This window comes from Nitrospira sp. ND1 (assembly GCF_900170025.1).
Taxonomy (GTDB): Bacteria; Nitrospirota; Nitrospiria; order Nitrospirales; family Nitrospiraceae; genus Nitrospira_A.
Genome location: NZ_FWEX01000006.1, coordinates 598,518 through 620,435 on the forward strand (window position 1 = coordinate 598,518; position 21,918 = coordinate 620,435).

The window sequence follows — 21,918 nt, forward strand, 5'->3', positions numbered from 1 at the left end:
AACCAGCCGGCACCGGTCTACGCACTCATTCACTTACAAGGGCTTGGCAGGGGCACTAGGATTTGAACCTAGACTCTCGGTTTTGGAGACCGATGTGCTGCCGTTGACACCATGCCCCTCCACCCGGAACATGAGCGCTGCCGAGCCAAGGGCCATGCCCAACCCAGCAGAAAAAGCCTACTTCACTTCCTTATGAGCGATGTGCTTCCGGCAGAACTTACAGAACTTGTTCCGCTCCAATCGATCCGGATCGTTCTTCTTGTTCTTGCGGGTCGTATAATTTCGCTGCTTACAGACCGTACAGGCCAAATCGATAATATCTCGCATTTGCCATCCCCTGAGCCGTCAACTCTCAGCCATCAGCCCTAACTCGCGAGCTGACCACTGATCGCCGATCGCGCATTCTTACGCTAAAATTTCCGTGACGACGCCCGAGCCGACGGTCTTGCCGCCCTCTCGAACCGCAAACCGCAATCCCTGATCCATGGCGATCGGGCTGATCAACTCGCCCGTGACCGTCACATTGTCTCCCGGCATCACCATCTCCACGCCCGGCGTTAACGTCACGATCCCCGTCACGTCGGTCGTCCGGAAGTAGAACTGCGGCCGGTAGCCGTTGAAGAACGGCGTATGACGTCCGCCCTCTTCCTTGGTCAACACATAGATCTCGGCCTTGAATTTCGTGTGCGGCGTGATGCTCTTCGGCTTGGCCAACACCATGCCCCGCTCCACATCCTCTTTCTTCGTGCCGCGCAACAAGACGCCGATGTTATCGCCCGCTTGCCCCTCATCGAGCACCTTGCGGAACATTTCCACGCCCGTCACGATGGTCGTCTGCGTGGGCCGCAAGCCGACGATTTCGATTTCGTCGCCGACCTTCACGATCCCCTTCTCGCACCGGCCCGTCACCACCGTGCCGCGCCCACTGATCGTAAACACGTCCTCGATCGGCATCAGGAACGGCTTATCAATGGCCCGGGTCGGCGTCGGAATGTAGGTATCGACGGCTTCGAGCAACTTCAGAATGGACGGCACGCCCAACGGCCCCTGATCCCCCTCGACCGCCTTCAGCGCCGACCCCTGCACGATCGGAATCTTATCGCCCGGGAAGTCGTACTTCGTCAGCAGCTCCCGCACTTCGAGCTCGACCAATTCCAACAATTCCTTGTCGTCGACCTTGTCCGCCTTGTTCAGAAACACCACGATGTAGGGGACGCCGACTTGGCGCGCCAACAAAATGTGCTCCCGCGTCTGCGGCATGGGACCGTCGGCGGCACTCACCACCAGGATCGCCCCGTCCATCTGCGCGGCGCCGGTGATCATGTTCTTCACATAATCCGCGTGGCCCGGGCAGTCAACGTGCGCATAGTGCCGGTTGTCCGTCTCGTACTCGACGTGGCTGATCGCGATCGTCATGATCTTGCTGGCATCCCGACGCCCCTGACTCTCGCTCGCCTTCGCCACTTCGTCATAGCTGATGAATTTCGCCATCCCGCGATCCGCGCAGATCTTGGTCAGCGCACTCGTCAGCGTCGTCTTGCCATGGTCCACGTGCCCGATCGTCCCGATGTTCACGTGGGGCTTTCGTCGCTCAAACTTCGCCTTCGCCATGATTCACTCCTTTTCTCAGAAAACACTCAAGGTTTTATCCGGTCGCCTCGAACCACCCTCAGGGCTCCCGGTCGGGTCAAGCATGGTATGGAGCCCACGACGCGAATCGAACGCGTGACCTCGTCCTTACCAAGGACGTGCTCTGCCAACTGAGCTACGTGGGCCCTGAACTCACAGTCTTAGTCCGCCCTCACACGCTCTGTCCGCACCCGCGGTCGAGCACGCTGGATTTGGAGCGGGCGATGGGATTTGAACCCACGACAGCCAGCTTGGAAGGCTGGAACTCTACCACTGAGCTACGCCCGCCCACAGTGACCCGACCAACACTCCAACGATCCGACGGCGACACGCTCGGCCACACAATGCTGCGCACCGCCAGATCGCGCTCATTATCATTGTCCAACCGGACGCACACGTTTCACGTGAGATTCGGTCGAATACGCTCAGTTTGGTGGGCAGGCAAGGATTCGAACCTTGGAAGCCATAAGGCAGCAGATTTACAGTCTGCCCCCTTTGTCCACTTGGGTACCTGCCCGCTAGGCACACGTTCCCAAACTCAAGCGAATATTATTTATTTCAAATAAATCCCGAACCAGAGCCACTTCATTCCCTGAAGAGAAGAATGAAAGTAAGCCCCACCATGCACAGCTCCCCAGCAAAACAACAGGGCTGGAGCGCTGATGAAATGAGGATTGACCTGGCTTCGAAAGCAGCCGATTTTATTTGCGACGCGTTCCATTGTCAAGGGGGTATGTTCTATGCAGGAACAAATCTACGATGCGGCAGGAGCCTCACAGGCTCCACGGGAGGCAGGAACAACCCTCCCGCGCGTCAATACCTGATCAGCCTGGCGAGTCATGTCCGCTGGACTACCCAAAACTTCCTTCATGAGTAACAAGAGTTCCGGAGCAGACAGGCGAAAGTCCGGCGCCAGAAATCGCTTGCGTGCCATCGCCTTTTCACTTGGATCCTCCGGCTCGTAATATCCTCTCAGGCTTGCGTCCTGCTCCGCCTGACTGAGCCGGGCAATCCAAGCCGGCACGTTCAGCGACCGACCGGATGATCGAAGCTCACGCGCTCCCTTCCTCTCCACTTCCAGTTGGGTCCAGATCGCCCATCCCACAAACACCGCCCAGGTTTCATTCAACGCTTCCCACGACTCCGCCTCGCTGAGAAAGCGCTCCTCTTTCAAATCTTTCTTTTGGAGCACCGGCGTGATGAGGACCTGCTGATAGCGACACCGTTGCTGCTCGCGGGCGAACGCCATAAACGACGCGTGGGCGGCTGACGGCGCACGCTCCTGCTCGAGAAAATCCATGTAGGCATGAAACAGTTCGTGATAGAGCGTTTCCAACTCCTTGTGCGTCAACCGCGCCAATGGACGCAGAGCCCTCCCCGCCGCATTCAGGGAGAGCGATCGATCCAACACCATTCGATGCTCGACCGGGTGATACTCCGCGGCAAACGCGTGCAGATCCTCAAACTCAAACGCCACAAACTGCGCTGGAATTTGTTCCAGGAACCGAGTAGGAAGATGGAGGGCTTTCGCTTCCGCCATCAATGCGCCCCAGAGGCGCGAAGAGTCCGAAGATGGCGCGGCCGTCTCTGCGCTGGCCTGGCCGAAGATCAGAAGTCCCAGCACCAGCCCCGCGGCCATCGTGGGCAGCACAGCTCGGAACCAACCGTTATAGACGAGCACCGGACGCATGATGATCTTGAATCGTAGAATGGAGTACGGCAACCCAACCAGAGTTATACGGTGGGAACGATCGACCTAGACGTACCGGTCATGCTCGTGCCCCCACTCGTGCCCATGGCCCTCTTCGACCAGAGCCAACGTTTCAAACAGACGGGGCGACACGTGATCCAGGAATCGCGATGGCTTGGATAACAACATGCCGGAACTCCGGTCATACACATTGATCGGATAGGTCAAAAACAGGTAGCGCTTCGCCCGAGTCACCGCGACATACAATAACCGCCGCTCCTCGTCCAACTCTTCATCCGTATTGAATGCGAAGACCGAGGGGAACTTCCCATCCACCACCCATAACAAAAATACGCACTGCCACTCCAGCCCCTTCGCCGAATGAATCGTCGACAGCACCACCTGCTCGTCGTCGCGCCCCGCAGGTTCCACACCCACCGCACTGCCATCCGGCGGGGCCAGCGCTAAATCAGAGAGGAACTCTGTCAGGCTGGGGTAACTCTCCGCGATGGTATGCAAATGGTCCAGATCCCGGATCCGCTTGGGATAGTCATCATGATGATCTTTCAGGATCGGCAGATAATACTCATAGACCCGGTTGACCTGCTCGGTCGGGCTCAGATCATCACTCTTCGACAGGTTGTCGAGCACCAGCGCCAGCTCCTTCAACCCCTTGCCCGAGCGGCCGCTACTGTCCCACAGCACCTGATACGGATCGTTCACCCTCACCATGGCCGCCACCAGATCCTGCGCCTTCTTGGGACCGACCCCTTCGACCAGCATGAGCACGCGATGCCAACTGACCGCATCCTGAGGATTCACGACCACCCGCAAATGGGCCAGGAGATCCTTCACATGTGCCGCCTCAATGAACTTGATTCCTCCCCGCTTCACGAACGGCAAGCCGCAGCGCGACAGCTCAATTTCCAGATCGAAGGAGTGAAAGCTGGAGCGAAAGAGCACGGCAATCTCACTGAGCGGCACGCCTTCTTCGCGCAGTTCCAGGATTTTTTGCGCCACAAATCGAGACTGCGCATTCTCCCCGGCCGCCTCCACCAGCGCCGGCAGAGGCCCGTCCAACTTACGCGTGAACAGATGTTTCGTATATTTCTCAGGGGCTTCCTGAATGATCTCGTTGGCCAGGCTGAGAATCGGTTGCGTGCTGCGGTAATTTTCCTCCAGTTTATAGATCTTGGCGCCGGGGAACCAGGAGGGAAACTCCATGATGTTGCGGAACGTCGCACCGCGGAACGCATAGATGGACTGTGAATCGTCACCCACGACCATGACGTTGTCGTGAGTAGCCGCCAGCTTTCGAATGAGTTCCGCCTGCAGCCGATTCGTGTCCTGATACTCATCCACTAGGATGTAGCGGAATTGTTGCGAGACGGTCCGCCGGATGGGTTCGTCCTTGGTCAACAAGTCCCGCAACAGCACCAGGAGATCGTCATAATCAAGCAACTGGCGCTGGCGCTTCGCAGCCTGATAGGCACGCTGGAGCTTCCCCAGCGCCTCCAGATGGTCCGCAAAGTGGGAAAACTCGTCGAGGACAATCTCTTCCAATCCTCGCAACGTGTTCTCACACTTGCTGTAAATCTCCGCAATGGTTCCCTTGCGAGGGAATCGCTTATCTTTTTCGTTCAGGCCCAATTGGGCGCGCAAGAGGGCGATCAGATCTTCGGCATCGCCGCGATCCATAATCGTAAAGCCCGGTTCGATCCCGAGGACTCGCCCATGGCGCCGCAGCAGCATGTTGGCGACCGAGTGAAAGGTACCGCCACAGACTCGCTGGCTACGCGATCCGATCAAAGCGCCGACTCGCTCCAGCATCTCCTCAGAAGACTTCCTAGTGAAGGTCAGCAGCAAAATGTGCGAGGGATCCACCCCGGAATCGATCAGATAGGCGACGCGATGCACGAGCGTCCGCGTTTTGCCGCTTCCGGCACCGGCAATGACCAGCGCAGGGCCATCGGCCGCCGTCACGGCCGCATACTGCTGCGCGTTCAACTCCTTGGCATAATCCAACGAGAACTTCCGGACGTGGTCTTGATCCGGAGTCCGTTTCAGAATGTAGGGCTTACTCTCTCGGTCCATGTTGGCATCCGACTGGGCAGTGAGGCTCATGACGGGAGCGGTCGCGCTGTATAACATACCACCGGAGACCTTGCAACGACACAGTTCGTGAGTCGCTTGCTCCGATCGCGTCCATCGAGATCAACACTTGGACCTTCAAATTGAGTTGTATATAATGCCGGACCAGCAGGGGACTTTTATGACGACCAGACCGCATTCGTTCGCTCAACAGATCCAAACCGTGGCGGAGCTCATGCTCGCGGTCGCGGGAGAGTCCGTCTCCGTGATCAAACGGGCGGCTCCGGAACAGGCCTTAAAGCTCAAACACCAGGATGAGTGGACCATTTACCTTGAATTCCTGCGCGTCATGTTTAACCTGACCGACCGCGTGTCAGCGCTCCACATCCCGCTCAAGGAGCAACCGCAATTCATGGACGAGTTGACCGACACGGTCATCGACCAACTCAAGAAAGCCCTGGAACCGGCCTTCGGTGCCGGCAGCGACCAGACGGAAATCGTACTGACCATCGGAACGGCCGTGGCCGAAAGCCGACAGACCTATGAGCGCTACCGGTTTCTCGTGACGGAAGACAGCCCGGCGAAGAACGACATGTACCGGGATTTCAGTGATCGCGTCGCCCGTGCGGTCGGAGTTCCACGCAGTCCGGGTGTGACCGCCGCGGCCACGCTCTGTGTCAGCGCCGTCATTCCGGCCCTCATCGGGATTTTCGAAGGGCAAGCGCCGCCCGTCGCCGCCGATGCGGCAGCCAACCCGGCCACGGCTGGGGGAAGCAGCGCGCCTCGGGGAGCCACCGGCGCCGATATTAAGCTGGTGAGTGTCATGTCGAGCATCAAAGGCGAGGAGGTCGAGACGCGATGGGGGCTCCATCCGCGTTTCCGCCAGGACCTGACGCAAGAGGAGGCGAAACAACTGACGACGACCATGAATCGAGTCGCCAAAATTCTCGGAGAGCGCTACGCCACCGTCGCCTTTTCTGACCAATGGGCATCCTGGCACAAAGCCGGACACGCCTGACGCAGCATTCAGGAAACGGGACAACACAGTCCCCTTCCTCACCCATCGATCACATTCCACGGAGGCGTCGTGCAAGCACCCGACCACATACAACCCCCTCAAGATACGGTTCCCCAAAGCCTGCATCGACTCGGTGAACTGGCCCGCAATCTCTGGTGGAGTTGGAATCAACCGGCACGTCAGCTGTTTGAGTCCATCGACCCTACACTCTGGTTCCTCACCCATCACAACCCGGTCCAGCTGCTCTCCGGCGTGAAACCTGAACGCTTTGTAACCTTGGCCGGCGATCCGAATTTCGTCCGGCAATACTCCGCGGTGTTACGCGCCTTCGACGAATATCTGAGTAATAAGAACACCTGGGCGGCGACGGAGTTCTCCGCACTCCAGAATTCTCCCATCGCCTACTTTTCGGCCGAGTTCGGACTCCACATTTCTATTCCAATCTATAGCGGCGGACTCGGCATTCTTGCCGGAGACCATTGCAAAGAAGCCAGCGACTTGGGCATTCCTCTCGTCGGCATCGGCTTCATGTACCCGCAAGGATATTTCAAGCAGCGTATCAACCCGGAAGGATGGCAGGAAGCCACCTACGCCCCCTTCAATCGATACGATTCGCCGATTCACCAGGCGATGACGCCGACGGGGATCCCCTGCTCCATCAAGGTCGAGATCGGCCACCGCCAGGTTACGGTGCTGGTGTGGCAAGTACGTAACGGACGAATGTCCCTCTATCTCATCGATACCGATGTGCCGGAAAACACGCCCGAAGATCGCGCCCTCTCCGCGAGGCTCTACGGTGGAGACCAGGAAATCAGGCTCTGTCAGGAGTTTCTGCTCGGGATCGGCGGCGTGCGGATCTTGCGCGCCCTGGGCATCAATCCCGCGGTCTGGCATTGCAATGAAGGCCATTCGGCCTTCCTGACCGTAGAACGCATCCGGGAATTCGTCACCACCGGACACAGTCATGCTGAAGCGAGTGACCTGGTTCGACAGAGCACCGTCTTCACCACCCACACCCCCGTTCCGGCCGGGCACGATATTTTTCCGTTTCACCTGATGGATCGCTACTTCAGCAATTATTGGGGCCAACTCGGACTCTCCAGAGAAGAGTTCCTACGCCTGGGCGAAACGCCGGAAAACGCAGGACACGGCTTCAACATGACCGCCCTTGCGATGCGGCTGTCGGCCCACGTCAACGGCGTGAGCCGCGAGCACGGGCGAGTCTCTCGACAAATGTGGCAACACTTGTGGCCTGGCCTGGCGCAGGACCTCGTCCCTATCCGCAGCCTCACCAACGGCATCCACGCGCCCACCTGGATCTCCCCGGAGTCGAACTCCCTCTATGCCAAATATCTCAGCCCTGACTGGGCGGAACGGGTCGATGACCCCACCATTTGGCAACGGGTCACGGACCTGCCGGATGACGCTCTTTGGGCCGTTCGACAAACAACGCGACGCAAACTGATGCGGTTTATTCGCGAGCGCGCGCGGGACGGCTGGATTCGCGGCCATCTCCAGCCCATGCAAGCGATCGCCAGGGGAACGCTGCTGGACCCGGAAGCCCTCACGATCGGATTTGCCAGACGGTTCGCGACCTACAAACGTGCGACACTCCTCTTCCGCGATCTCGACCGACTCAAACAGTTGCTCCACAATCGGTGGCGGCCCGTCCAGATCGTGTTTGCAGGCAAAGCGCACCCGGCCGACGAACCTGGGCGCTACTTCATTCACGAGGTGCTGAGTTTCTGCAACGATCACAAACTCGGTGGTCACGTCGCTTTCCTCGAAGACTATGACATGCATATGGCAAAGTACCTGGTGCAAGGCGTCGATATCTGGCTGAACACTCCGAGAGCCCCACTCGAGGCGAGCGGGACCAGCGGCCAAAAGGCCGCGCTCAACGGCGTGATTAACCTCAGTGTCCTCGATGGTTGGTGGCAGGAGGGGTACAACGGCGCCAACGGATGGGGCATTCAACCCCTGCCTGAGGGATCGGACACCCAGGCGCAGGACGCTCACGATGCGGAGCAATTGTTCCGGTTGTTGGAACAGGAGGTCGTACCGCTGTTCTACCAACGCGACTTGGATGGCATTCCACGCGGATGGCTCCAGATTGTTAAGGAGAGCATCAAAACCGTCGCCCCCCGCTTCTGCACCAAACGGATGGTCAAGGAATACATGAGGCAGCTGTATGCACCGGCCACCGCGCGCACCCCGAACAAGTGGTAGCATGACCGGGCCTGGGCCGGAGCTCGCTCGAGTGCGCCGACACACGACCTGGGTACTGCCAGTTGGGCTTGCGCTGCTTGCCTGGGCCATCCCGCATTCCGCAACGGCAGTCCCATCAGCGACCAAGCCCGCCGTCACCCCCGTCGAACGACAAGCCATGACGCTCTACCAGGCGGCTGAATACAGCCGCGTGCTGGAGCTACTCCAGCAGATACCCGCTGGCCAGCAACCAGCGTTGGAACTCCTGCGTTATGGCATTCTGAGTCATCTCAAACTTGGTAAGCCTGAGGAAGCGTGGAAGCTCTACACCAAACTCGTTGCGGACAATCGTCCAGACGAACCAGCCGTATTGCGGGACATTGCACGAAGCTTTATTGTGACTCGTGTCCGTGATACTCAGGAACATATCCGCATTGCTGCCTATACGGCGCTGGCGGAAATGGGCGAAAGCGACACGTTACCGATACTCGAAGACGGCCTGTTGGATTCATCGGCGCTCGTCCGCGCTCGCGCAGCCGAAGCCATTGGACGAGCCGGCCTGGCCGGACGCTCCTCTGCGCTCAAACGAGCGCTGCGCGACGAGGCGCCCGGAGTTCGCATTGCGGCAATCAATGCCCTCAGTGATGCCAAAGTCGCCGGCATAACGGATCAACTGACTGAAATCGCCCGCGTCGATGAGGGTCCGGAATCCATCTTTGCCTTCGCAGGATTGTACAAGCTTGGACGAACGGACGTCCTGACCGACATCTCCAATGCCGTCACGCTCCCCGACCCTGAGGTGCGCATGGCAGCACTGGGTGTGCTCGGACGATTGCGTCGACCTGCCAGCCTGTCGATCTTGAGCCAAGCCGTCTACGATCCCCATCCTGCCGTCCGTGCCTTCGCAGCGGGGGCTCTAGGAGAATTCGGTAGCACCGACGGGATCGCTCCACTGACACACGCTCTGAGTGATGAGAATCCGCGCGTCCGCAGTGTCGCCGCTTCCAGTATCGGTCGACTTGGCGCCACTGAAACTCGTAGCGTTGTCCAACCGCTATTGCGAGACCCCGATGAGCATGTTCGTATCAGCGCCGTCGAAGCTCTCCTCCGACTCGGTGATGCCAGTGCAGTTCTGAATGCCGCAGACCTCGCCCGACATCCCGATCCCTCCGTACGTGGGGGTGCTGCGCATGCCCTGGCGGCCGCCACCACCCCCAATGCCCTGACCGTGCTCGAAAGCTTACTTCGAGACCAGCAGCCGCTCCCACGACTCATGGCCGCACGGGCGCTGGGCAAACTGCAACAGAAATCCCTCATCTCTCCACTTAAAACCGGCCTCCAAGATTCGGATCCCACGGTTCGGATAGCTTCAGCAGGAAGCCTTATCCACATATTGTCTCGAAAAGACAAACAAGGGAGCGCCCGCTAGGGGCTGAGAATCAGTATGCTCAGATTCATAGGGCTATTGATGCTACTAGCCCTCTCGTTCGGATTCGGATACCTCTGGGGCAAACAGCCGGCGAACAATCTTGAGCAAACGGTGCGGGATTTCTCGCGGAATGTCGTGGATACCACCCTGGGAGTAGAACGGGATCTGCATCGCCGCCAAAGCCTCATCGACGCAAAATCCAAAGTAGTGCAAGCGAAGGCTGAACTTTACGACAAAAATACAACCAATGCTGCAAAGGAACTGGCAGCGGCTATCGACTCACTCGAGCTAGCCACCCGTGGGGGGAAACAAGTAGATCCTAATGCTCAGGTCAAAGAGCTGGCAGGAAAAATCAGAGAACTTCGCTTGGAACTATCCCTCGGAAAGAAGGTTTCTGCTACGAAGCTCGACGACGTCCAAAAAGAACTAGACCTCCTGCTCCGCAAGTGAAGCTGTCGTTAAACAGCGGCCGGTTGCTTCTTCCACTTTGCAAGAATACGCTCAACTCGCATCTTAACCACCATATCACTGTCTTTCAGCAATGGCTTGATCGCTTCGCGACCACGCTCATCGCCGATAGCTTCAAGTGCCGCGGCAGCTGTCAGCCGAGTGAACCAGTCCTTATTCTGCAACATTTCAATCAGCGGATCGATGGCTTCGGGAGACTTAATCCGCCCCAACGCAATCACCGCTTGCTTCCGCACTAACTCTTCTTTGTCTTTCAACGCCTTGATCAAACCAGGCAGAGCCGGCTCACCAAGATTAACCAAGGCATCGGTGGCATCCTCCATGAACTCATCATTTCGGAGCTGTTGCATCAGAGGCTCAAGCACCCGTTCATCACGAATTTTCCCCAGAGCCATGATTGCGGACTTCCGCACATCCCAATCTCTGAGCAACTTAAGCAACACCTCGACGGCAGGAGAACCGATCTGCCCGATCCCCTCAATCGCAACTTCCCGCACCTGCCAGTCACCATCGCGAAGAGCCGCAGCAAGCGGTTCGACGCAACGCTCATCGCCCATTTCTCCCAGCGTGATTGCAGCTTCTCGCCTGACCACCCAATCAGGATCCTTGAGAAGATCGATTTGAATATCGATCTCGTCCTTGACCTGCTCCTCCTCAAGAACCACTTCCTGCAATGGATCAGTGAGGTCCTGGGCGCCTGCCGAAGAATCCAAGGAAGCAGCCAGTTGATCTGAGACCTGATCTGTCAAAGTCTCATCCTCAACCTGACTAATGGGGGAAACAGCCTGGGCCTGTTCTTCTTTTTCACCAGTGTGTTCCATATCAATGTTCCTTGTTCCGCAGAGGGGTGGGCGTGGCGATCAAATCCGTCAATCCCGCAACCGCTTAGGACTTCGCTTCAGTCTGATTTCCAGCAGCATGCTTTTTTCTCAACGCAAGCGCACGCCGTTTGCGCTGCACTCGCTTGAGCCGTTTGTGTAAAGAGCGGGCAGCCGGATCACCTGAAAGTTTTGCTTCTTTTGTTACTCGTACCGCAATTTTTTTCTTGAGTCGGACCTCGTCTGATTCACCAACTGGTTTCTTTGCCATTCAGCTTTCAACCTCCAACAATTAAGATCAACAAACATAAGAAATGACGGCGCAATCAGGCATCACTCCAGAGGAGGCAGTCTAATCAAGTACGGGCGGAAGTGTCAACTAACGGAGTACCGCCCACTTAGGATAGGATGAGGACGGGGACGGTATTGTGAGCTGTGTGGTCGGCTGCCAACATACTGCCGATACGGCGCTCACGCCTCACATAGAGCGCTTCTTGTGGCATCATTCTTACAGGAACGGCAGGTCTTTCAACTCCCTCCTCCGGGCGACGATGTTGCCTCACTGCTCGCATATCCGTATTCAATACCATACCGGACACAGCAGGAATCTTCGTCGAGGGAATCTGCGCGACCGGACGATGATCTCCAATCACCTCAATCTGCACCGCCGTGGTACCGGCTTCAACCATGCCTAACTCTCGAGCCGCCGCATGCGAAAGATCCAGCATACGCCCTGCAACGTAAGGCCCCCGATCGTTGATTCGAACTTGAACGGTTTTCCCATTGGTCAAATTGACCACACGAACCACACTACCTAACGGCAGTTTGCGATGAGCAGCAGTGTAGGCCGTCATATCGAAGGCCTCCCCATTCGCTGCGAGCTTTCCATGAAACTCCTTGCCATACCATGAGGCCACTCCCCGATCTTTAATACCGAGGTCCAATGTAAGCTCGCCTTTCGGCAACGCAGAACAAGCACTCAAGAGAAGCCAGCCAGCCAGAGGAATCACAGCGTAACCGGCCTTACGACGGAAAGGGTTCCGGGAGTTCATGTCCATAGAAGCACCTCGTGTGAAAGCCTACACCTCACCGCCTGTCAGACAACTCTCCTACTCAGTGAGGTCAGGCTACGCAAGATTGCCCTTGGCGACAATACCGTCTGGGTAGCAGACGCCCCCTACAAATAGGCAGACAATTCAACGCTCAACGAAGAAGAAGTCTATGATTTTGCTGAACAGAGCCGAACAACGACACAAATGAATTTCTTCCGCTCACTGATACGCAGGATGCCTCAACGCTTGGAACTGCTGATAGTTCCAGAGTGAACACAAGCCCAAATTGTCGGGCTCTCGGATCAACCGTATGAAATCAGGCCAGCCCGACAGTTCGATTTCCCACTGGCAACACGATCTAACGAAATCGAATACCCCGGTCTTCAAATTTGGTGTTTACTACGAACCGCTCGAAATTCTTCTCCAACACTTCTGACAGGATACTTTCCCCATCCTGCGGCTCGAACCACAACACATTGTCATGGCTACCTGAATGAGCGTCGGTTCGTACGAGTGCGCTGTTATCTTCTCGGTTGCTCGCCTGAATGACCAGTTTGGTTCGGGCTTCAATATCGGTGAGAAATACCCCGCGCCGGGCATCGACCGCCAGTTCGAGAATCTTCCCGGAAAGCACAACATCGGGACCGGCTTCTGATGCTGCCGGGGCAGTCTTGGCGTACTGCGCTTGCCATCCTTTGCGCTTGAGATAATCGGCAAAAGCCTGGGCGGTTTCCTCGCCAGCACTACCGCTCGACACGTTAAAGTATGTGTCGCCTCCCCACATCGAACTCCGACTCCCAACCTTGGTTCGATCGGGCCGCCCATCTTCAAACGGAATGACCATCACTCGAGGCCCCGCCATAGGCTTCACCACCTGAACCGCACTAGTGGTATCCGTTTGCATTTTGGGGGTCAGGTTCATCGGAATAATGTCGCCTTTTCCGGAGCAGCCCAACAGGAGCAGCAACCCGACGGCCACCGGCGCAGATGTCCCCCGCACCACATGCTGTCGAATCATAAAATCTCTCTACCTCCTTGTGAGTAACAAATCCATAACTGGTGACTAATCATTGCCTAATTGCGGTGGAGCACAATTGATCGAACGGCGAGGCCGTCACGAGTTTTGACATACTTCAGCGTCACTTTGTCTCCCGCATGAATTTGATCGAGTCCGATCCGCTTTTTCCCGCGCACGATGGTGGCACCCTGCTTGAGCACCGCACCGACCACCGTGGCTTCATTTGCTCCGTGCTGCCCCCTGACCACGATGACCGGAGGGTCATCTGCTAGGTTGACGGCTTCAACCGTTCCTTTGATCTCGTGCACCGTGTTACTGGCAGCATAGACCGAGGTCAGAAAACTTCCGAGGCCGGCAAGGGCGACACAGAGTGCGGCGCCGATCACTAACACACCGAGCAAGCTCGGTCTCGGCTGATTGATATCACTCCTCATCCCAGACGAACCTCTTTTCATTCATTGTGCGGAGCAACTTGATGGATAAAGTCGCGGAACTTTAGCAGTTACACATCACGCTGTAAAGACGGACGAGGGCTTTTCCTGCCGTCCCGGAAAGCCAGGAGCCACATCCGTCTCTTGACTGCACCGAAGGCGGTCGGTAATATCCAGATCGATTTGCCACACCACGTGCCGTATCAACGAACAGCAGGAATCACACCCATCCAGCCGTCTCTCTCGACTGCATGATCGAAGTTCGCAACATCACAAAACGGTATGGCAACCTGACGGCGATCGACCGCGTCACCTTTCGTGTGGACAAAGGTGAGGTGCTGGCATTCCTCGGCCCGAATGGCGCTGGAAAAACCACGACCATGCGAATCCTAACCTCTTTCATTCCGGCAACGGAAGGGACAGCGCAGGTCGCAGGGTTCGATTGTGCAGAGCAACCGGATGAGGTGAAAAAGCGAATCGGCTATTTACCCGAGACGCCGCCGGTGTATCAAGAACTCACTGTCTCCGAATACCTCGCCTTCGTTGGACAACTCCGCGGACTCAGTGGCGCAGAGCTGACGGCCGGCATGGACCGTGTCATGGAACGGCTTTCCTTAGGATCTGTCCGCCAGCGACTCATCGCCAATCTGTCACGCGGGTACCGCCAGCGAGTCGGCCTGGCCCAAGCGCTGATTCACGATCCCCCGGTTCTGATCCTGGACGAACCCACGGTAGGTCTCGACCCAAAACAAATCATCGAAATTAGAGAATTGATCAAGAGCCTGGCCGGCTCTCACTCAGTGATTTTGAGCACCCACATTCTCCCTGAAGCCACGGCCGTCTGTCAGCGTGTCGTGATCATCAACGGCGGCCGGATCGTCGCCGAAGACACGCCCGACCAACTGTCCGCCAGGCTCCGACGATCGGAAAAAATAAGCGTGACCCTCAAAGCTCCACCGGCAGATGTCCTCGAGCGATTTCGCGAGGTCGCCGGGGTCGAGCATGCGCTGACGACATCTGAGCCCCACACCGTTCTCATCGAGTGCGCCCTCGGCAGAGATATACGAGAAGAAGTCGCACGGTTTGCAGTGGGCCAGCATTGGGGATTGCTTGAGATGAAATCGGTCTCTATGACCTTGGAAGACGTCTTCCTGAAACTGACTCAGCGGGAAGACGGTCTGCCGAAAGCGGACGATGCAAGCGAAAGCGAACTACACTAGCCCGATGCCACCAGTTCAAGCCATTATCGCGAAAGAACTGCGATCCTATTTCGTCTCCCCGATCGTCTATGTCGTCGGCGCCGTCTTCCTGCTCACCTTTGGCTTCCTCGCTTACCTCTATATTGTGTTTACCGGAGCTCAAGCCATTCAGTTGATGCAGATGCAGGGCGGCACCGCGCAGATCAATCTGAACGATCTGGTCTTCCGCAATCTCTTTGCCAGCATGCGCTTCGTGTTGCTGTTGATCCTCCCTATTCTCACCATGCGACTCCTGGCCGAGGAACGAAAACTGCGGACCTTCGAATTTTTGATGACCGCCCCCGTGCGGGTCAGTGAGATTATTGTCGGGAAATTCATCAGCGTGTACCTTGTGTTCCTCGGAATGCTGCTCCTGACCACCCTGGTTCCGCTCACACTGGCCCTCTTCAGCGATTTCGATTGGTATCCCGTCCTGACCGGCTACCTGGGCATGACACTCCTCGGAGGGTTCTTTCTGGCCGTCGGCCTCTTTGCCTCATCCATCACAGAGAATCAAATCGTGGCCGCCTTTACCAGCTTCGGCCTGCTCTTGATGTGTTGGCTGTTGGCGGGCCTCGGCTCGCTGCTAGGTGACACGCCGGCCGGCCACGTGGTCTCCTATCTCTCGTTCATGGAACACTTCGATCATTTGGTTCGTGGCTTGGTCGACACAAAAGATCTGGTTTATTACGTCAGTGGTACCGTTTTAATGCTATTCCTCGCGCACCGAGTGGTGGATTCGTCACGATGGAAATAACTCGTCGCCCCCTTCCTATCGGCGCCATCGGAACCGGGCTGGCCATTGCCGGAGTGATCACCTACACCCTGGTACCGGACAAACTGTGGCTCGTGACGCTACTGGAAGGGCTGGCCCTGGTCTCGCTCATTTGGGCCTTTGCCATCCACTTCGAACGGCTCAAGACCTTTACCTCCCAACGATCGACCCGCATGGGCGCCAACAGTGTGCTCATGGTGGCGCTGTTTCTCGGCATCCTCGCCATCGTCAACTTCCTCGCGGCGCGACATTCGATCCGCTGGGACTTCTCCGAGAATCAGAACTATACGCTCGCGCCGGAAACCTATCGTGTCCTTCGCAACCTCACGCGGGATATCAGCATCACAGTGTTCACGCGGGAGAAGGACCCAGGGTACCAGGCGTACAAGGAACGCTTCGACAGTTATCGGCAGGCCAGTTCCAAGCTGACCGTCCAATTCATCGACCCCGAGCGTCAGCCGAAAGTCGCACAAAACTATGGCATCACCAGAACCGATATCGCGATCTTTGAAAGCGGCCCGCAATCGGTTCGCATTACGTCCCCGGCCGAGGTAGAAATTACCGGCGCGCTCGTTCGGGTGTCCAAAGATACCAAGAAGCGGGTTGTGTTTCTGGAAGGGCATGGCGAGCGGAGCCTGGACGATACCGATCGCGGCGGGCTGACGCTGACCAAAGAAGTGCTGCAAAAGCAGGGATATGACATCGGCACCCTCACCTTGCTGCAGGAATCCGCAGTGCCTGAGAACACCGATGTCCTGATCATTGCCGGCCCACGGCGAGCGCTGACCAAAGAGGAGAAGGAACGCATCCAGGCCTACGTGGTGAAGGGGGGACACGTCCTGGTGATGGTCGATCCCGATACCCAGTCGAATATGGACGACCTGCTCAAAACCTGGGGACTTGAACTAGGGCCGGGGGTCCTGGTCGATCTACAGGACCGACTGGCGCAGGGAGACCTGACCGCCCTCTTGGTCCGCACGTTTACCGACCACGAAATCACCCATGAATTGACGGCGGCCGTGCTGTTTCCCCTGGCTCGCCATCTCACGTTCCAGGAGGAATCAGGCAAAGAGTGGGACTATGTTCCTCTCGCGCGCACCTCGCCGCGCAGCTGGGCCGAAACCGATATGAAAGGACGCGTCGTCAGCTACACCGAAAAGGAAGACGTCCAAGGCCCCCTCGCGCTGGCTGCAGCCTTGACCCCCAAGCAAGCGCCCGAAGAAGGCAAACCGCGCCCCGCCGTAGTCGTCGTCGGCAACTCCGCATTTGCCAGCAACGGGTTTATCAACTTCGTCGGCAACAGCGATTTCTTTCAACGCACGGTGGGATGGCTCTCGGAAGAACGGGATCTCATCTCCCTCACGCCCAAAGACCCTGCTGTGCGTCCCTTTACCCCCAACCCGCTCCAGGAACGCATTCTGCTCTACGTTCAGGTTATTCTGCTCCCGGCGATGACTATCCTGTGCGGCCTCCTAGTGTGGCGGAAGCGGCGTCGTTTGTAAGACCATGGCGCGCTACTGGTCGACGCTCATACTGGCAGGCGTGTTGGCAGGGCTTGGACTGTACCTCTACCTCGTCGAACTCCCCGACCAACGTACCGAAGTGGCAACCGCCACCCAAGCCAAACAAATTCTGCCGTTCACCGAGGCACAGATCACATCGCTGACGGTTCGCAGCCAATCCGGCGAGGTGGTATTGACTCACTCACCTGGCCAACCCTGGACCATTACCGCACCCCTTCAAACCGACGCCGACCAGCGGCAGGTGCAGGCCTTGATCCGCGCGTTGATCATGGGCAAGGTCTCGCGCCTTGTCGAAACACATCCAGCCTCATTGGCTCCGTTCGGCCTCGACCACCCTTCAACAGTCGTCACCCTGACCGCAGGAGACAAGCAGGAAACGCTCTCGATCGGCGATGCCGGCCCCCTGTTCTCCACCCTCTATGTGCTGAGAACGTCCGACGAGGCCGTACTTTTGACGGACCTGGCCCCCAAAGACTTTCTGAACCGAACCCTGCTCTCATTCCGCCGCAAGGAATTGTTGCAGTTCAATCAGCAGGAGACGGAGCGACTGCGCCTCACCTATCCCACAACAGAAATCGTGCTCTACGCGTTGGACGAAAAGCCGAAAAAGAAATGGAAAATCCGCTATCCCATTGAAGCTGAGGGGGACCGCACCGAGATCCTAGCCCTCCTCTTCCGATTGGAAGATCTTAAAGCGCTCTCGATCGTCGATCAGGGGCCTGAGCGGGAAAAGCTCGCACCCATGCTGACCAAACCCAAAATAAAAGTCACCTTGAGTGCGGCCGGGGTGGACCACGTGGTCCGCCTCTATCAGCCCGACCCGGCAAGTGGAGAAGCCTATGCCCAAACCACCCCGGACGGCCCGATATACAAAATCAGCCCCTCGGCGATCAAGGACCTGACCAAAGACCTCTTTACCCTCCAGGATAAGCGACTGCTCGGAGTGGATACCGGCGACATCGCCATGCTCTCGATCAAGACACGCGAAGAGCAGTACGTGCTCATTCATGACCGGAACGAATGGATCCTCGAGGATCAGCCGACAGAGAAGCTTCGTCAGGACGTCGCGGACCTGCTCGTCAGCCGTATCGTCAATCTGCCGGCGGAAGAACGTGTCCTGAAACAAGCCGGCCCGCTGGCGCCCTATGGCCTCGTGGCTCCCGTGGTTGAATTCGTCGCTACCGGGAAGGACGGGCGCGTCGCCGGACGCCTCGCAATGGGCAATCAAGTCGGCGGACTCGTGTATGCCATCGGCCATCGAATTCCAGGGATATTCCAGGTACGCCCCGACCTGCTGAAACAAATTCCCTCCCGACTCGCACTCCTGGGCCAGGGTCCGGGGCCACCCCCCTAAACGACCTTCCGGAGGTGTTTCCAGATAGAGAAGGTTTATGCTACTGTGCGCCCATCGCTCTTGATCAAGGAGGATCCTTCAATGACGAACTCGCGTTCTCACGGTGCTGTAGTTCTGTCCTTATCTCTGTTGTTACTCAGTGCCTGTGCTACGGAAGAAACCATGACCGGCGGCGGATCGACACCATCTTCGAGCGCTGCCATGAAAGCCTCCGCGCAGGCCTATGACTCACTGCAATCCTGCCTGGCACGCATCCAATCCGGCGGCACGGCGGGCACGCGTCAGCTCGCCGAAGAAGGCTGTCAGAGGGATGAGGCGCTTCGTCAGTCGATCGCCGGGAATGCCACTGCAAAGAGTGGAAACAGGGCGGCGGCCGGTGCTGCAGGTGATAGCCTTGAAGCCTGCATGGCACGCATTCCCAAAGACGGCTCAGTCGGGCAACGGATGTTGGCCGAAGAGAGCTGCCAGCGCGACCAAGCCAATCGACGCTAGCACCCTCTCGCTTCTCGAGACCGACTCACCTCCGAAGGTGGCAGCCGCCCCTTCGGAGGCGCGTCACTTAAGGTAGACAATCCTCCTCGCTTTCAGTATCGTATCCCCACGCCCCCGTAGCTCAGTTGGATAGAGCAGCGGTTTCCTAAACCGCGGGTCGCACGTTCAATTCGTGTCGGGGGCACCAATTTTTCAACAAGTTAGCGAAACCTGCTCTGGCCGAATCGCCGCTTGTGCTAAATTTGTGCTAAACGCCCTTCCCGCATCGAAAATCGCCACTCCATCCCGCAAACTTTCCGGATAATGATGCGCATACCGCTGCGTCATCATCGGCGATTTATGCCCGAGAATCCGCTGAACCTTGTACAAGTCCACACCAGCCTGCACCATGCGTGTCGCACAGGTATGGCGCAGGTCATGGAACCGGAAATCAGACACCTGTCCGTGCTTGAGCGCTAATCGGAAACTCCGTCGTAGATTGGGAGCGTCCAAGGGTGTGCCTGCCGCGCTCGTAAACACTAACTCCGAATCAACACGCCGGCCACGAGCTTGAAGAGCCTGCACCAGCGTATGACTGAGCGGAATTGTCCGCCGCTCCCCGTTCTTCGATTTAAACACCGTGGCGGTTCGTCGATTGAGGTCCACACCGGCCCATGTGAGGTTGAGAATTTCCCCACATCGCATCCCCGTATGAATCGCGAAGACGATCACGTCCTGTAACCACGGTGCTGCAGCCGCAAGGAGTCGTCGCTCTTCCTCACACGTCAGCCATCGATCCCTCGTATTGTTCTCTCGTTCCATGGACACCCGGCACACCGGATTCTCCTTGGTCCATTCCCATTCGCGACAAGCCAAATTGAAGGCCTTCTTCATGAGCGCCAATTCGCGATTGATCGTGGCCGGTCTTACCCCATCCGCATACCGCTTATTCTTAAAGGCCACGATCGTTTTCGGCATCACTTGCTCCAACTTGGGATTCCCAAAATGCGCATTAAGATTCGTCACCATGTTCACATATCGACGGTAGTGCGACCGTCGGCTGGCATGCTCGCGCAAATAACGATCCATCAACTCTCGGAATGTCCTGGCTTCCTCTTTCGGCTTGTCGAAGTACTTTCCTTCCACAATCTGCACTCTGACTTTACTGAGAATGGCTTCGGCCAACTTTTTGTCCGAGGTTTCCGTCGATCGCCGCACTTGCCGCCCTTGAAACGTAAATGACATCCACCAGATATTGTTCCGTTTAACGAGCCCCATGCTGCTCCTCCTTCGTGCGTGGGCTCGGTGTGATAGTTTCCCCGTGGCGAGTATAGACCTCGGATTTGGCCGCTTCAATGAGTCGGTCGAGGTCGCTGGTCTCGTCGTGAGTCGGCAGTGGGAGCGGCTTGTCGAGACTGGTTTCAAAGCTTTTCAGCCAGGCCTGGATCGCCTCAGGTTCAAAGCGGACAAGACCATGAATACGACGGCAAGGAATCTTGCTCTTGGAAACCCAGAGATAGAGTGTGGATTCTTTGATATTGAGCCAAGCCGAGAGCTCTTTGACGGTAAGCATGTGCAGATACACCGGGGGAGTCTGCCGACACCCCCAGTCCCCCTAACATGGGCTGCCCGCGTGGCCGCCGGCAGTCCGGTGAAACCGAGTGGGTTGCTTGAGCAAGCTCCGGTGTCGGTCCTTCCACCTGGAGATGCCCCTGACAATTTCGTTCAGTAGCCATTCTTCCCCTCCAGGGGTGGCACAAATGACCGCCAACATCGGCGTCAGGGTGTCACTCACCCATCGTTTCACGTTTTGCAGGGTCTGCACCTGCTTCTCCTGGGCCAATCGCCCCTTCTGAAATCCCTCCGTCAGGAGGGCGTACCACTCCAACACTGGAGCCCGGTACCGTTCTTCATCCTCGGCATCCTTCGGAATCTGCCGGAAATCCACATACGATCTCAGTAAGCCAACTACCAACTCCTTCCAATCGGCTTCATCTAAACTGGCTAATGCTCTCGCGCATTGTTCGGCGCGATCCTTCTTGAGTTCTAATTCCCACCGTGTCCCGTAGTCCTGCCAGTTCTCATGTCCTTTGCTCTGAAGTTCGAGCCGCTTGTCATAAATCCGCAAGAGGGTCTGACTCTGCGGACTTCCAAAGTACATCGTCTCACCGGTCGTCGCCCCGGTGCCGTGGGTCAGGTTCGAGACGATATGCCGGACCTGAGCTGCCCTTGTGACGCATTGGCCTGCCGAGACCGCTTCTCGGATGGTTGCCACTGGCACCGTTCCCCCTCGGTCATCCAGCGCACAATCAATCCGTGTCACGTGCCCTTGCTGCTTGTGCACCCACTTGAGGAGGGTTCGGATCTGATCCAGTGTCAGGGCGGACGCCAGGCCGCCCGACAAATCCACATGGATTTCATTCGGACGACGAGGCGCATTCGTGCCCAGTTTTCCGACGCCGCGTAGCCCGTCTGCCCGCATCCAGGACAAGGGATAGCCTCGAAATCCACCTTTGGCCTTGCTCCAATCGCCACCGAGGACCTTCATGGTTTCTTGGGGATTGGTGGCCAGGACCGTAAAGGCGAGCCAATCAATGGTGAGGGTGAAGCTCGAATCCATAGAATCTATCGAACTCCTGTACGGAGCGCTGTGGGTAGCGCCCCCGTGTTACCAAGACGGGGGCCATTCCGCTCCGCCCCGCAGC

21 protein-coding genes and 5 tRNA genes are annotated in these 21,918 nt (G+C 57.4%); 10 read left to right on the top strand and 16 right to left on the bottom strand.

Annotated elements, in window-relative coordinates:
* Positions 1 to 44: 44 nt before the first annotated feature.
* The 8 genes from NSND_RS07415 to NSND_RS07450 all read right to left on the bottom strand — a co-directional run bounded on the left by NSND_RS07415 (position 45) and on the right by NSND_RS07450 (position 5,470).
* A tRNA-Trp gene (locus NSND_RS07415) sits at positions 45 to 119 on the bottom strand.
* Positions 120 to 177: 58 nt separating this feature from the next.
* Positions 178 to 327 carry a 50S ribosomal protein L33 gene (rpmG, locus tag NSND_RS07420; protein ID WP_013247873.1) on the bottom strand — a complete coding sequence of 50 codons (150 nt, stop codon included), beginning with the start codon at positions 325 to 327 and terminating at the stop codon, positions 178 to 180.
* A gap of 78 nt (positions 328 to 405) precedes the next feature.
* Complete coding sequence (gene tuf, locus NSND_RS07425) at positions 406 to 1,611, bottom strand: elongation factor Tu (RefSeq protein WP_080878369.1); 1,206 nt, start codon at positions 1,609 to 1,611, stop codon at positions 406 to 408.
* An 88-nt stretch (positions 1,612 to 1,699) separates the two neighbouring features.
* Positions 1,700 to 1,775, bottom strand: a tRNA-Thr gene (locus NSND_RS07430).
* A gap of 67 nt (positions 1,776 to 1,842) precedes the next feature.
* Positions 1,843 to 1,917: transfer RNA gene (locus tag NSND_RS07435), tRNA-Gly, on the bottom strand.
* 143 nt (positions 1,918 to 2,060) lie between these two features.
* Positions 2,061 to 2,146 (bottom strand) — tRNA-Tyr (locus NSND_RS07440).
* A 237-nt stretch (positions 2,147 to 2,383) separates the two neighbouring features.
* Positions 2,384 to 3,319, bottom strand: coding sequence for a hypothetical protein (locus tag NSND_RS07445; protein ID WP_080878376.1), 936 nt, complete (start codon positions 3,317 to 3,319; stop codon positions 2,384 to 2,386).
* 66 nt (positions 3,320 to 3,385) lie between these two features.
* Positions 3,386 to 5,470: an ATP-dependent helicase gene (locus NSND_RS07450; protein ID WP_235000195.1), complete on the bottom strand. Its 2,085-nt coding sequence runs from the start codon at positions 5,468 to 5,470 to the stop codon at positions 3,386 to 3,388.
* A gap of 121 nt (positions 5,471 to 5,591) precedes the next feature.
* Between NSND_RS07450 and NSND_RS07455 the strand changes: the two genes are divergently transcribed.
* The 4 genes from NSND_RS07455 to NSND_RS07470 all read left to right on the top strand — a co-directional run bounded on the left by NSND_RS07455 (position 5,592) and on the right by NSND_RS07470 (position 10,515).
* On the top strand, positions 5,592 to 6,428 hold the full coding sequence (locus tag NSND_RS07455) for a hypothetical protein (protein WP_143833457.1): 837 nt from the start codon (positions 5,592 to 5,594) through the stop codon (positions 6,426 to 6,428).
* A gap of 69 nt (positions 6,429 to 6,497) precedes the next feature.
* Positions 6,498 to 8,657 carry an alpha-glucan family phosphorylase gene (glgP, locus tag NSND_RS07460; protein ID WP_080878378.1) on the top strand — a complete coding sequence of 720 codons (2,160 nt, stop codon included), beginning with the start codon at positions 6,498 to 6,500 and terminating at the stop codon, positions 8,655 to 8,657.
* A 31-nt stretch (positions 8,658 to 8,688) separates the two neighbouring features.
* Positions 8,689 to 10,065, top strand: a complete 1,377-nt coding sequence (locus tag NSND_RS07465; protein WP_159450681.1) for a HEAT repeat domain-containing protein — start codon at positions 8,689 to 8,691, stop codon at positions 10,063 to 10,065.
* 15 nt (positions 10,066 to 10,080) lie between these two features.
* Positions 10,081 to 10,515: a hypothetical protein gene (locus NSND_RS07470; protein ID WP_080878380.1), complete on the top strand. Its 435-nt coding sequence runs from the start codon at positions 10,081 to 10,083 to the stop codon at positions 10,513 to 10,515.
* Between the two features lie 8 nt (positions 10,516 to 10,523).
* Here the strand turns inward: NSND_RS07470 and NSND_RS07475 are convergent, their stop codons facing one another.
* The 5 genes from NSND_RS07475 to NSND_RS07490 all read right to left on the bottom strand — a co-directional run bounded on the left by NSND_RS07475 (position 10,524) and on the right by NSND_RS07490 (position 13,855).
* Complete coding sequence (locus NSND_RS07475) at positions 10,524 to 11,354, bottom strand: HEAT repeat domain-containing protein (RefSeq protein WP_080878381.1); 831 nt, start codon at positions 11,352 to 11,354, stop codon at positions 10,524 to 10,526.
* A 64-nt stretch (positions 11,355 to 11,418) separates the two neighbouring features.
* Positions 11,419 to 11,622, bottom strand: a complete 204-nt coding sequence (locus NSND_RS20915; protein WP_143833458.1) for a hypothetical protein — start codon at positions 11,620 to 11,622, stop codon at positions 11,419 to 11,421.
* 127 nt (positions 11,623 to 11,749) lie between these two features.
* Positions 11,750 to 12,268 carry a septal ring lytic transglycosylase RlpA family protein gene (locus NSND_RS07480; protein WP_200810512.1) on the bottom strand — a complete coding sequence of 173 codons (519 nt, stop codon included), beginning with the start codon at positions 12,266 to 12,268 and terminating at the stop codon, positions 11,750 to 11,752.
* 493 nt (positions 12,269 to 12,761) lie between these two features.
* On the bottom strand, positions 12,762 to 13,421 hold the full coding sequence (locus tag NSND_RS07485; protein ID WP_080878383.1) for a hypothetical protein: 660 nt from the start codon (positions 13,419 to 13,421) through the stop codon (positions 12,762 to 12,764).
* Positions 13,422 to 13,477: 56 nt separating this feature from the next.
* Complete coding sequence (locus NSND_RS07490) at positions 13,478 to 13,855, bottom strand: hypothetical protein (protein WP_080878384.1); 378 nt, start codon at positions 13,853 to 13,855, stop codon at positions 13,478 to 13,480.
* Positions 13,856 to 14,103: 248 nt separating this feature from the next.
* Here NSND_RS07490 and NSND_RS07495 point away from each other — a divergent pair, with 248 nt between their 5' ends.
* The 6 genes from NSND_RS07495 to NSND_RS07520 all read left to right on the top strand — a co-directional run bounded on the left by NSND_RS07495 (position 14,104) and on the right by NSND_RS07520 (position 19,421).
* Positions 14,104 to 15,072: an ABC transporter ATP-binding protein gene (locus tag NSND_RS07495; RefSeq protein WP_080878385.1), complete on the top strand. Its 969-nt coding sequence runs from the start codon at positions 14,104 to 14,106 to the stop codon at positions 15,070 to 15,072.
* Positions 15,073 to 15,076: 4 nt separating this feature from the next.
* Positions 15,077 to 15,847 (top strand): ABC transporter permease, encoded by a 771-nt coding sequence (locus tag NSND_RS07500; protein WP_159450682.1) that lies wholly within the window; start codon positions 15,077 to 15,079, stop codon positions 15,845 to 15,847.
* Positions 15,838 to 17,367 carry a GldG family protein gene (locus NSND_RS07505; RefSeq protein ID WP_080878387.1) on the top strand — a complete coding sequence of 510 codons (1,530 nt, stop codon included), beginning with the start codon at positions 15,838 to 15,840 and terminating at the stop codon, positions 17,365 to 17,367. Before NSND_RS07500 ends, NSND_RS07505 begins: the two co-directional genes overlap by 10 nt.
* 4 nt (positions 17,368 to 17,371) lie before the next feature.
* Positions 17,372 to 18,742: a DUF4340 domain-containing protein gene (locus tag NSND_RS07510; RefSeq protein ID WP_080878388.1), complete on the top strand. Its 1,371-nt coding sequence runs from the start codon at positions 17,372 to 17,374 to the stop codon at positions 18,740 to 18,742.
* A gap of 81 nt (positions 18,743 to 18,823) precedes the next feature.
* The gene (locus tag NSND_RS07515) at positions 18,824 to 19,234 is read left to right on the top strand and encodes a hypothetical protein (RefSeq protein WP_080878389.1); all 411 of its coding nucleotides are present in this window, start codon (positions 18,824 to 18,826) and stop codon (positions 19,232 to 19,234) included.
* A 110-nt stretch (positions 19,235 to 19,344) separates the two neighbouring features.
* A tRNA-Arg gene (locus NSND_RS07520) sits at positions 19,345 to 19,421 on the top strand.
* Positions 19,422 to 19,426: 5 nt separating this feature from the next.
* Here NSND_RS07520 and NSND_RS07525 read toward each other — a convergent pair.
* From NSND_RS07525 to NSND_RS07535, 3 genes are read right to left on the bottom strand one after another with little or no spacing between them, the layout of a single operon-like run.
* Complete coding sequence (locus NSND_RS07525; RefSeq protein ID WP_080878390.1) at positions 19,427 to 20,491, bottom strand: tyrosine-type recombinase/integrase; 1,065 nt, start codon at positions 20,489 to 20,491, stop codon at positions 19,427 to 19,429.
* The gene (locus NSND_RS07530) at positions 20,478 to 20,786 is read right to left on the bottom strand and encodes a helix-turn-helix domain-containing protein (RefSeq protein ID WP_143833459.1); all 309 of its coding nucleotides are present in this window, start codon (positions 20,784 to 20,786) and stop codon (positions 20,478 to 20,480) included. Before NSND_RS07530 ends, NSND_RS07525 begins: the two co-directional genes overlap by 14 nt.
* Before the next feature lie 42 nt (positions 20,787 to 20,828).
* Complete coding sequence (locus NSND_RS07535; RefSeq protein ID WP_080878392.1) at positions 20,829 to 21,833, bottom strand: replication initiation factor domain-containing protein; 1,005 nt, start codon at positions 21,831 to 21,833, stop codon at positions 20,829 to 20,831.
* Between the last annotated feature and the right edge of the window lie 85 nt (positions 21,834 to 21,918).